Source organism: Pseudoclavibacter sp. Z016, assembly GCF_002931215.1.
GTDB lineage: Bacteria > Actinomycetota > Actinomycetes > Actinomycetales > Microbacteriaceae > Pseudoclavibacter.
Genome location: NZ_PSTU01000027.1, coordinates 1 through 10,122, shown reverse-complemented (window position 1 = coordinate 10,122; position 10,122 = coordinate 1). Strand labels below are relative to the sequence as shown.

Annotated in this window: 11 protein-coding genes; 3 read left to right on the top strand and 8 right to left on the bottom strand. The window is 70.1% G+C overall.

Translation table 11 applies throughout. The features are described from left to right. The 8 genes from C5B99_RS18800 to C5B99_RS18765 all read right to left on the bottom strand — a co-directional run. Positions 1-645 (bottom strand): 2'-5' RNA ligase family protein (locus C5B99_RS18800; protein ID WP_104244961.1); only part of this gene is annotated, 645 nt, incomplete at its 3' end. Between the two features lie 17 nt (positions 646-662). Further along, positions 663-1,556: a dihydrodipicolinate synthase family protein gene (locus tag C5B99_RS18795; RefSeq protein ID WP_258063565.1), complete on the bottom strand. Its 894-nt coding sequence runs from the start codon at positions 1,554-1,556 to the stop codon at positions 663-665. Next, the gene (locus C5B99_RS18790; protein ID WP_104244959.1) at positions 1,549-2,268 is read right to left on the bottom strand and encodes an NUDIX domain-containing protein; all 720 of its coding nucleotides are present in this window, start codon (positions 2,266-2,268) and stop codon (positions 1,549-1,551) included. The genes C5B99_RS18795 and C5B99_RS18790 overlap by 8 nt, the downstream gene beginning before the upstream one ends. Positions 2,269-2,323: 55 nt before the next feature. After that, positions 2,324-2,968, bottom strand: a complete 645-nt coding sequence (locus tag C5B99_RS18785; RefSeq protein WP_104244957.1) for an HAD-IA family hydrolase — start codon at positions 2,966-2,968, stop codon at positions 2,324-2,326. Between the two features lie 103 nt (positions 2,969-3,071). Next, on the bottom strand, positions 3,072-4,532 hold the full coding sequence (locus tag C5B99_RS18780) for a PTS ascorbate transporter subunit IIC (protein WP_104244955.1): 1,461 nt from the start codon (positions 4,530-4,532) through the stop codon (positions 3,072-3,074). 73 nt (positions 4,533-4,605) lie between these two features. Further along, entirely contained in the window at positions 4,606-4,896 is a 291-nt protein-coding gene (locus C5B99_RS18775; RefSeq protein WP_104244953.1) for a PTS sugar transporter subunit IIB, read from the bottom strand. Continuing rightward, entirely contained in the window at positions 4,893-5,342 is a 450-nt protein-coding gene (locus C5B99_RS18770) for a PTS sugar transporter subunit IIA (protein ID WP_104244951.1), read from the bottom strand. The genes C5B99_RS18775 and C5B99_RS18770 overlap by 4 nt, the downstream gene beginning before the upstream one ends. 6 nt (positions 5,343-5,348) lie before the next feature. After that, positions 5,349-6,104: a GntR family transcriptional regulator gene (locus tag C5B99_RS18765; protein ID WP_181065062.1), complete on the bottom strand. Its 756-nt coding sequence runs from the start codon at positions 6,102-6,104 to the stop codon at positions 5,349-5,351. A 153-nt stretch (positions 6,105-6,257) separates the two neighbouring features. Between C5B99_RS18765 and tkt the strand changes: the two genes are divergently transcribed. The 3 genes from tkt to C5B99_RS18750 all read left to right on the top strand — a co-directional run bounded on the left by tkt (position 6,258) and on the right by C5B99_RS18750 (position 10,007). After that, positions 6,258-8,324, top strand: coding sequence for a transketolase (tkt, locus tag C5B99_RS18760; protein ID WP_104244947.1), 2,067 nt, complete (start codon positions 6,258-6,260; stop codon positions 8,322-8,324). A gap of 165 nt (positions 8,325-8,489) precedes the next feature. Further along, entirely contained in the window at positions 8,490-9,071 is a 582-nt protein-coding gene (locus C5B99_RS18755; RefSeq protein WP_104244945.1) for a nitroreductase family protein, read from the top strand. 156 nt (positions 9,072-9,227) lie between these two features. Next, on the top strand, positions 9,228-10,007 hold the full coding sequence (locus C5B99_RS18750) for an isocitrate lyase/phosphoenolpyruvate mutase family protein (protein ID WP_104244963.1): 780 nt from the start codon (positions 9,228-9,230) through the stop codon (positions 10,005-10,007). The last annotated feature ends 115 nt before the right edge of the window (positions 10,008-10,122 follow it).

The window sequence follows — 10,122 nt, the reverse complement described above, 5'->3', positions numbered from 1 at the left end:
CTGCCCGCACTCGCCACCGAGCTTCTGCTCTGGGATGCGCGCGTCGCCACCGCCCAGCAGCTGGACGGTGGCGACGCGCGCATCCCAGAGCCGAAGCTCGGTGGCGAGTGCGGGCAGCGGCGCCAGCTCGAGCGCGGACACCACCCGCTCCAGGTCGGCGAGCCTCAGGCGCCGGGCGAGCGTGACGTGCGGCGTCCAGGCCCCGGGCACCGTGTGCGGCAGGTCGACTGCGATCTCCGCGTCGCCCGCACGCGCGTGCAGCTCGGCGTGGAACTCGAGCAGGCCAGCGGATGGCACGACGCTTCGGGCCAGGACGGCGCGCGCTCCGGACGTGAACAGCTGCGGCCCGCCGAGCGTGAGGGCGATCGGCAGCCTGGCTACTGCATCCCGGACGGCATCGACGTCGAGCAACGGCGGCCCGCCAGGATCACCCTGACCAGAGGCCGCCTCGGTACCCTCCCCCTCGCCCCGCACCTCATCTGGCGAGGCACTGCGAACGAGCAACGACAGGTGCGGACGGTTGCTCGCCCCGGTGTGCGCGCCCATGCTGGACACGCCCAGCTCCTGCAGCAGCCGCCACTCCTCCCGGATCTGCGTCTCCGTAGCGGTGTCGAACAGCAGCTCGAGGCTGACGATGTCACTCACGGCTCATGCTGCCCACCTCAGAGAGCGCGGAGTGCGCCGGCGACGGCTCGTTGCCCCGCGGCGTCGAGCTCGTGGACTGGCCGCGGGAGGTTCACGGTCGGCACGAGACCGAGCTGGGCGGCGATCGCGGATGCGACCCGGTAGCTGCCGTGCGCGCGGAACAGCTCCCACAGCGGGTCGAGCCGCGCGGAGAGGCTCATCGCGAGTTCCGCTTCCCCGCCGAGGGCGGCTCGCGTGATGGCGAGGCAGGGCTCGGGCAGCACTCCCGCGAGCACCGAGTACCAGACGTCGCAGCCGCCGAGCAGCCCGGCGGCCGCGTACGGGTCTCCGCTGATGCCCACGGAGATGGGCGAGCCGACCTCGTCGCGGAGGGCGGTGACGCGGGCGCTCACCTGGGCGACGTCGAGGGACGCCGGCGGGATCTTGATGGATCGCACGAGGTCGAGGCCGGCGATGCGCGCGTGCAGGGCGTCGCTCACGACGATCCCGGTGGTGGTCGGGTTGTCGTAGACGATGATCGGGATGCCCGAGGTGGCGGCCACGTCCTCGTACAGCCCGTACACCTCGTCTTCGGTGAGGGGCTGGTAGGAGACGGGGGCGAGCAGGACCGCCGAGGCCCCCGCGTCCTCCGCGGAACGCAGGTTCTCGAGCACGTCGCGGGTGCGGAGGGCGCCGATGCCGACGATGACGGGCACGGCGCCAGCGTGCTGGACGGTGAGCTTCGCGACGGCTGCCCGTTCGGCGAGGTCGAGGTAGGCGTAGCTGCCGGTCGAGCCGAGGGCGCTGATGGAGTCGACGCCGGCCGACTGGAGCCGTTCGACGAGCGCCGCATAGCTGCCTGCATCGATGCCCGTCGATGTGACGGGTGTGAGGGGGAAGGCGCTGACGCCCTCGAACAGCGAATCAGACATGGGCTCCCCCTTGGGCGTCGGCGTTCGCGGCGGGCCAAGGCAGGTTCAGGGCGGCCCAGTGCAGGAGGAGCACGGTCTTGGCGTCCTGGATCTCACCGCTGGCGACCATGCGAAGCGCCTCATCGAAGTCGAGCGCGACGGATTCGATCTCCTCGCCCTCCTCCTCGACGCCGCCGCCACCGGTGACCGGGGCGCCCGCCGACCAGGGAGCCGCGAAGAAGTGGATGCTCTCGGTCACGGAACCCGGGCTCATGAACAGCTCGAAGACGGGCGTCACCTCGCCGACGACGACGCCGAGCTCCTCCTCGGCTTCGCGGCGGATGGCGTCTTCCGGCGAGTCGCCGTCGAGGAGGCCGGCCGCGGTCTCGAGCAGCATGCCGTCGGGGTGCCCGTTGACGTAGACGGGGTAGCGGAACTGGCGGCCGAGCAGCACTTTCCGGCTCTCGAGGTCGTAGAGGAGGATCGTGGCGCCGTTGCCGCGGTCGTAGGTCTCGCGCTGCTGCGTCGCCCACTCGCCGTCGCGTCCGCGGTACCGGAACGTGGTGCGCCGCAGCACGTGCCACCCGTCGGAGGTGACCTCGACGTTCTCGATCTCGACGTTCGGGTTGCGGGTCAGCTCGCGACCGGCCTGGTCGAGCCCGGTGCGGCCACGGCTGTCGGGCACGTCGACGCCGAGGTGACCGTGGGAGAGTGCGTGCTCGTGAGACGACATGGCCTAACGATGCTTCATGCGCCCAGCGAGAGCAAGACGGGCGGCGTGGGAACTTCTAGAGCGCGTCGACGATCGTCAGGCGCCCGCCCTCGTAGCTCAACGCGCGGAGGTCGAGAACGTGCGCGTCGACGATGGCACCTTCGAGGTGGTCGCCGACGCCGATGATGAACCCGACTCCCGCGGCTCGAGCCGCTTCCACGCCCGCTGGGGCATCCTCGAGCGCGACGCAGTCGGCCGGGTCGAGCCCGAGCAGCTCGGCTCCTCGCCGGTAGGGTTCGGCGTCCGGCTTGCCCTTCGTGACGCTCTCGGCGGTCACGAGCGCGGCCGGGACGCGGTGGCCGGCTGCGAGCAGTCTCGCCTCCGCGAGGGGTCGGGTACCGGAGGTGACGACGGCGAAGCTGGCGTCGGGGATGCTCGTCGTGAGGTCGATGGAGCCAGGGATGGCGAGCGTCGCATCCGCTCCCGCGATCTCCGCGGCCTCGAGGGCGGCGAAAGCCCCGGCGAAGGAGTCCGGCGACACCAGCTGCGCAACGGTGTCCGCGGCGCGCACGCCGTGCTCGACCTGCGTGCGGAAGTCGTAGCCGGGCGCGTGGGTCTCAGCCCACGCGTCCCAGGCGACCGCGGCGGCTTCGAGCGAGTCGACGAGGACGCCGTCGCAGTCGAACAGGAACCCGGCGACGGGGTGGACGGTGGAGGTCATCTGTGCCCTTTCGAGAGCTGGAGGAAGCGTGGTGCGGGGCCGGCGGCGACGCGAGCAGGGCGGGAGCGTGTGCTCCCGCCCTGCTCGCGTGCGTTGCGCTGCCTCAGCGGCGGGAGCCTGAACCCGTCGAGGTGGACGCTCCGGCCGAGGCCGTGGTCGAACCGAGCTGCGCCGACTCGTCGATGTCTGCGACCTCGGCGCGCAGCTTCGCGCGGTCGCGGCGACCGAGCACGAGGGTGAGCGTGTAGAGGATGGCGAGTGCGACGAAGAGACCCACGACGATGGCGATCTGGCCGCCGGCGATGGAGAGGCCGCCGAGCAGCAGACCGAAGACCCCGTAGTCGGCGTCCGAGAACGTCGAGTTCGCGAGGCCGACCTCGCCGAGCACCGGCAGCAGGAGCAGCGGCAGGAATGAGATCGCGATACCGTTCGCGAAAGCGCCGAGCACTGCGCCACGGCGTCCGCCAGCGGCGTTGCCGATGACACCGGATGCCGCGCCGGTCATGAAGTGCGCGACGACGCCGGGGACGATGATCGTCGTTCCCATGCCGACCATGGCGAGCATCGCGACGATGCCGCCGACGAAGCTCGAGAGGAAGCCGATGAGCACGGCGTTCGGTGCGAAGGTGAAGACGATCGGCACGTCGAGCGCCGGCTTCGCGTTCTTGACGAGCTTCTCGGAGATGCCCTTGAAGGCGGGGACGATCTCGGCCAGCACGACGCGGACACCGGCGAGGATGATGAACACGCCCGCCGAGAACGTCGCGGCCTGCAGGAGCAGGAAGACGATGAAGTTCTGGCCGTCGGACAGCTCGGTCTCGATGTAGTCGGCTCCCGCGAAGAGGCCGACGATGACGTAGATGATCGCCATCGAGATGGCGACGATGACCGTGGTGTCGCGGAGGAAGCCGAGGCCCTTCGGGAAGTTCAGGTCCTCCGTGGACTTGGAGGTTCCCTTGCCGCGGGTCGCGAGGGCCACGAGGCCGCTCAGCGCGATGCCGGTGCCTCCCGTGTGGCCGAGGGCGACGTCATCGGTGCCGGTGACCTTGCGCATGAACGGCTGCACGAGCGCCGGCGAGACGACCATGTAGATGCCCTGGGCGATCGAGCCCCAGAGGATGACGGCCCACGGCTCGAATCCGGCCGCGCCGAAGATGACGGCGAACATCGCCGCGATGTAGAACGCCACGTGCCCCGAGAGGTAGACGTACTTGAAGCGTGTCGTCGCGGCGAGGAAGATGTTGACGACCATGCCGAAGAAGAAGATGAGCGCGGCCGCGGCACCGTAGTCGAGCAGCACCTGCGCGACGATGGCCTCGTTGTTGGGCACGACGCCCTGCACGTCGAAGGCGGCCTGGAACATCACGCCGAACGGGTCGAGGGACCCGACGACGACGCCGGCGCCGGCCGCGAGCACGAGGAAGCCGACGAGCGTGCGGACCGTGCCCTTCAGCACGTCGCTGAAGCCCTTGCCCTGGACCGCGAGCCCGATCAGGGCGATGAGCGCGACGATGACGGCCGGCTGGGTGAAGATGTCCAAGAAGACATCGAGTACTGCATCCATCGGATGCTGTCCTTTCGATGGAGCCGAAGACGCGGGAGAGCGCTCCGGAAGTTGGGGAGAAGGAGGGGACCGGCTACGCGGTCGCGATGCCGTTGCGGCTGAGCGCCTCGCCGACCTTGGCGCGCAGCTCGTTCAGGTCGATGATGCTGTCGAGGGCGACGACGTCGCCGAGGTCCTGGGCTGCTTCCGCGATGTCGCGTCCGACGAAGATGGTGTCGGCGTCACCGCGGCTCACGGAGCCGAGGTCGGCGTGGTCGACGGTCACGTCGGTGACGCCGAGCTCCTTCAGGACCTTCTCGATGTTGAGGTGGACCATGAAGCTGCTGCCGAGGCCCGAGCTGCAGACTGCGAGGAATTTCGTCATTGATGTTCTCCTGCGTTCAGGACCGCCATGACTTCGGCGGTCGTTGTCGCAGCGAGCAGGGAGTTGCGGGCTGCGTCGTCGGTGAGGAGCTCTCCGAGCTTGGCCATGGTGGCGAGGTGACTCGATGAGTCGGTCGCCGCGAGGCAGAGGAAGAGCGTTATGGGATGCGCGGGTTCGTCGTTGAGCAGCACGGCGGGGCGAACCCAGAGGGCCGAGAGGCCCGTGTCGAGCACGCCGTGCTCGGGGCGCGAGTGCGCCAGGGCGATGCCGTAGCCGAGGTCGATGTAGGTGCCGCCTGCCGCGATGGACGCGAGCATCGCATCCACGTACTGCCGTGTGATCGCGCCCGATTCGAGGAGGGGTTCGCTGACGAGTTCGATCGCGTCGCGCCACCCTTCGACGTGGTCGGCGAAGCGGATGTTCTCGGGGGTCAGATGGTCGATCATGTTCGGTCAGTCCTCCTGTGAAGGTGCGCCGCTCGAGCGCAGGCTCAGTGAGATCTCGCTGTTCTCCGGCGTATGCCAGGCCGTGCCTTCTGCAACGGCCCTGCCGTCGGCGTCGAACACGGTCGAGGAGATCCCGAGGAGCCGCATCCCGACGGGGATGTCGAGGTTGAGGGCGATCTCGGGAGTCGCCTCCTCGACGGTGACGACGAGGTCGTTGCGGTGCAGGGTCACGCCGTAGCGCTCGTTCAGGTACGCGTAGAGGGACGCCTCGGAGAAGTCGGCGGTCTGCGCGTCGGGGAAGCGCTCGTAGGGCAGGTACGTGACGACGTACTGGTGCAGCTGGTCGTTCACGTAGCGCAGGCGGACGAGTTCGACGACGGTTGCGGCGAAGTCGATGCCGAGGAGCTTCGCGATGCTCTCGGAGGCCGGCGCGAGGCCTTGCCGGAGCACACGCGTCTTGACGGAGTGACCTGCCGAGGTCTGCTGACGGTGGAAGCCGGTGACCTCGTCGGCGAATCGCTCGGGGTAGTGGACGCCGGCCTGCGGTTCGGAGACGAAGGTCCCTCGTCCGTGCTCTCGCGTGAGCCTGCCGTCCTGGACGAGCCCGTCGACGGCGTGCCGGAGCGTGATGCGGCTCACCTCGAACTCGGCGCACAATGTCGGCTCGGCCGGGAGCCGTTCGCCGATCTCCATCGTCGATACCCGCTCGAGCAGGCTCTTGCGCACCGCCAGGTACTTGCTGGTGCCGGCGTTTGCCTCCATGATCGCCTCCTCGCGCTCATCCGTGCCAACTGCATTCGTTATGTCGTCATGATGACACGAAGCTCGACCGAGCGCAACGCCGAACAGCGACCCCTGATTTTCCGGGCATCTCATGGCTTGCTTCCCAAGTCATTATGACGACATAATCACTCCATGACACTCATCACGGAGCCCTCCCCCGACGCGACCCTCGACAACGACCTCGACGCCGACGTCGTCATCGCCGCGCGACTGCTCTCGCTCGACGCCGTCGAGCAGGCGAAATCCGGCCACCCGGGCGCCGCGATCGCGCTCGCACCGCTTGCGACGCTGCTCTTCCAGAAGCACATTCGCCACGACCCGCGTGACCCCGAGTGGGCCGGGCGCGACCGCTTCGTCCTCTCCTGCGGACACGCCAGCATCCTCCTCTACACGCAGCTGCACCTGACCGGCTACGACGTCACGCTCGACGACATCCGCGCGTTCCGCACCCTCGACTCCCGCACCCCGGGACACCCCGAATACGGGCACACGGCAGGCGTCGAGACGACCACGGGACCGCTCGGCCAGGGCCTCGGCACGGCCGTCGGCATGGCCATGGGGTTCGCGCACGAGCGCGCGCTCTTCGACGCCGATGCGGACGCTGGCGAGTCGATCTTCGACCGCCGCGTCTGGGTGCTGGCCTCCGACGGCGACCTGCAGGAGGGCATCTCCTACGAAGCCGGCGCACTCGCCGGCCGCCTCGGCCTCGACAACCTCACCGTGGTCTACGACGACAACGACATCCAGATCGAGGGCGACACCCGCCTGACGAGCAGCGAACGAACCGCCGATCGCTTCCGCGCCCAGGGGTGGCACGTCGACGAGGTCGAGCTCCGGGCCGACGGCGAGGTCGACACCGCCGCAGTGGATGCGCGCCTCAGCACCCCCGGCCCCGCCGGGAAGCCGCGCCTCGTGATCGTGAAGTCGCAGATCGCGTTCCCCTCCCCCGGTGCCGTCGGCACCGCGGCCTCGCACGGCGCACCGCTGGGTGCCGTCGAGGCATCCGCTCTCCGGGAGGTGCTCGGCGTCACGACGGGGCCGTTCGAGATCGCCGACGATGTCCTGCGCACCGCGAGGAAGGCCGTCGATCGCGGCGCCGAGCTGCACGCACGCTGGGATGACGACGCCGCAGCGTGGCGGGCAGGCAGGCCGGAGCTCGCCGCCGCGCACGCAGCCTTCGCCTCCCGCGACCTGCCCACCGAGCTGGACAGCCTCCTGCCCCCGTTCGAGATCGGCACGAGCGTGTCCACTCGAGACGCGTCCGGAGCCGCCATCCAGGCCCTCGCCGCAGCGACTCCTTCGCTCTGGGGCGGCTCGGCGGACCTCGCGGAACCGAACCGCACGGCCATCCACGACGGTGGCTCGTTCCTTCCGGCGTCCACCGAGCTCGGCTCCTACGCCGGCCGCAACATCCACTGGGGAGTCAGGGAGCACGCGATGGCCGCCGCCATGAACGGCATCGCCCTCTCCGGCGGCTGGCGCGTCTTCGCCGGCACGTTCCTCGTCTTCAGCGACTACCAGCGCCCCTCCATCCGCCTGGCCTCGCTCATGGGGGTGCCGGTGACCTACGTGTGGTCCCACGACTCGGTCGCACTCGGCCAGGACGGGCCGACGCACCAGCCCATCGAGCACCTCGCGAGCCTGCGCGCCATCCCCGGCTTCACGGTCGTGCGTCCCGCGGACGCGAACGAGACCGTGGCCGCCTGGAGCGCCATCGTTCGCAGCGAACGGCCGAGCGGGCTCGTGCTCGGTCGCCAGGGGGTGCCGGTCCTCGACCTGCCGGCCGACGCGGTCCGCGCGGGTGTCCCCCGCGGCGGGTACGTCGTCTCGGATGTCGAGTCGCCCGCAGCAATCGTCATCGCGACGGGCAGCGAGGTGGCACTCGCGCTCGAGGCCGCGGAGCGTCTCGCCGCCGACGGCGTGCTCGTCAGGGTCGTCTCCATGCCGAGTCGCGAGTGGTTCGCGGCCCAGGACGCCGACTACCGCGAGGCCGTCATCCCGAGCGAGCTCACGGCCCGCGTGATCGTCGAGGCTGCGACCTCGTTCGGCTGGCACGACCTCGCCGGCGTGCACGGCGAGATCGTCGGCATCGACGAGTTCGGCCTCTCGGCGCCCGCTGACCAGGCGCTTGCAGCCCGAGGCATGACCACCGAGCGAGTCGTCGAGGCGGTGCGGGCGACGATCAGCCGCTCTGCCTGAGGGTCCCCGCGTTGCACCGACGAGCCTCGTCGGTGCAACGCGGCGTCATGTAACCCGGCGGTCCCAGGTCGCAGGAATAGCTTGCAGGTACAAGCGGTTGTTGGCCTTCGGGTGGCAACGACCACGCCCCACAGACCCCGCGCATCGCGCATCGAACGGAGACCCATGACCGAGCAGCTGACCGTCCGCAACGAGACCTCCGTCCCCATCCTCGATGCCCTCTCCGACCGCTGGAGCCCCCGCGGCTTCGACGCGAACCACGCCATCGCGGATGAGGACCTCACGGCCATCTTCGAGGCGGGACGCTGGGCTCCGTCGGCGAGCAACACGCAGCCCACGACGCTCGTCGCCGGCGTCCGCGGCACGGCGACGTTCGACAAGATCTACGGCACCCTCATGGAGTTCAACCTCGCCTGGGCCGACCGGGCCTCCCTGCTCATCGCGGTCACCGTCGAGCACGAACGCGACGGCAAGCCCCTGCGCTGGGCCGAGTACGACGCCGGCCAGGTCGCCGCGCACCTCTCGATCGAGGCGCAGTCGCGCGGCCTCCACACGCACCAGCTGGGTGGCATCCACGTGGATGCCCTCGCCGAAGCCCTCGAGCTGCCTGCGGGCCGCACCCCGATCACGGTCATCGCCGTCGGCCAGCACGACGACTCCGACGCCGTGAGCGAGGAGATCCGCGCCCGCGACAGCTCGCCCCGCTCGCGCCGCGAGCTCAGCGACTTCGCCCAGATCGAGCGCTGAGCGCGACGGATCGCAGCGGGCGACGTCGCATCCCGGCTCGCCCCAGCCGCGTGGCGTATACACGTTGACGGCGGAAGTCCCTACCGCCGGTTCCGGGCACCGAGCCCCGACACCGCAGGACCCAACTTCATGACAGCAGGAGCAGAGGACAGCACGATGACACATGTCAGCACCGCCGACCGCGCCAACCGTTTGGCTGAACTTCACCAGGCCCCGGAGATCCTCCGAGTCGTGAACGTGTGGGACGCGATCAGCGCCCAGACGGTCGCGGCCCTCCCGGAGACGCAGGCCATCGCGACCGCGGGCCACTCGATCGCGGCCTCCTACGGCTACCCGGACGGCGGCATGTCGCTCGACGTCGCCCTCGCAGGCGCGAAGGTCATCGTGGATGCGGTGGACCTGCCCGTCACGGCAGACCTCGACGACGGCTACGACGACCCGGCAGAGACCATCCGTCGCGCGATCGGCCTCGGCATCGTCGGCGCGAACGTCGAGGACCGCCTGCGGCCGTTCGACGAGTCCGTCGCCCGCGTCGCCGCGATCATCCGCTCCGCTGAAGCCGAGGGCGTCAACTTCCAGCTCAACGCCCGCACCGACGCCATCGCGCGCGGCGGCGAGCGCCCCATCTCGGAGAGCATCGACGACGCCATCGCGCGCGGTCGCGCCTTCCTCGACGCGGGTGCGTCCCTCGTCTTCGTCCCCGGCGCGGTCACCCGCGAGACGGTGGAGCCGCTCGTCGAGGGCCTCGGCGCCGGCAAGCTGTCCGTCATCGGCCTCCCCGGCGCGCTCACCGCCGCCGAGTTCCAGGAGCTGGGCGTCGCCCGCGTCTCCTACGGACCGCTCACGCAGCGGGTCGCCCTGCGCGCGCTGCGCGACCTCGCCATCGACCTGTACGGCAACGGGGTCATCCCGACCGACACCCCGGCACTCAACTAGGCACGAGCATCCACGCCCCCGAGCGGGGCGAACCGCAAAGCGGACTTGTGGTCGTCAACCCTCATGGCTGACGACCACAAGTCCGCTTTCAGCGTCTGGGGGCGGGGGCCGGGGC

What these genes read in the sequence shown, in the direction of transcription:
- C5B99_RS18780 (WP_104244955.1), bottom strand. Translation starts at nt 4,532, where the DNA reads ATGGATGCAGTACTCGATGTCTTCTTGGACATCTTCACCCAGCCGGCC.
- C5B99_RS18785 (WP_104244957.1), bottom strand. Translation starts at nt 2,968, where the DNA reads ATGACCTCCACCGTCCACCCCGTCGCCGGGTTCCTGTTCGACTGCGAC.
- C5B99_RS18790 (WP_104244959.1), bottom strand. Translation starts at nt 2,268, where the DNA reads ATGTCGTCTCACGAGCACGCACTCTCCCACGGTCACCTCGGCGTCGAC.
- C5B99_RS18765 (WP_181065062.1), bottom strand. Translation starts at nt 6,104, where the DNA reads ATGGAGGCAAACGCCGGCACCAGCAAGTACCTGGCGGTGCGCAAGAGC.
- C5B99_RS18750 (WP_104244963.1), top strand. Translation starts at nt 9,228, where the DNA reads ATGACACATGTCAGCACCGCCGACCGCGCCAACCGTTTGGCTGAACTT.
- tkt (WP_104244947.1), top strand. Translation starts at nt 6,258, where the DNA reads ATGACACTCATCACGGAGCCCTCCCCCGACGCGACCCTCGACAACGAC.
- C5B99_RS18775 (WP_104244953.1), bottom strand. Translation starts at nt 4,896, where the DNA reads ATGACGAAATTCCTCGCAGTCTGCAGCTCGGGCCTCGGCAGCAGCTTC.
- C5B99_RS18770 (WP_104244951.1), bottom strand. Translation starts at nt 5,342, where the DNA reads ATGATCGACCATCTGACCCCCGAGAACATCCGCTTCGCCGACCACGTC.
- C5B99_RS18755 (WP_104244945.1), top strand. Translation starts at nt 8,490, where the DNA reads ATGACCGAGCAGCTGACCGTCCGCAACGAGACCTCCGTCCCCATCCTC.
- C5B99_RS18795 (WP_258063565.1), bottom strand. Translation starts at nt 1,556, where the DNA reads ATGTCTGATTCGCTGTTCGAGGGCGTCAGCGCCTTCCCCCTCACACCC.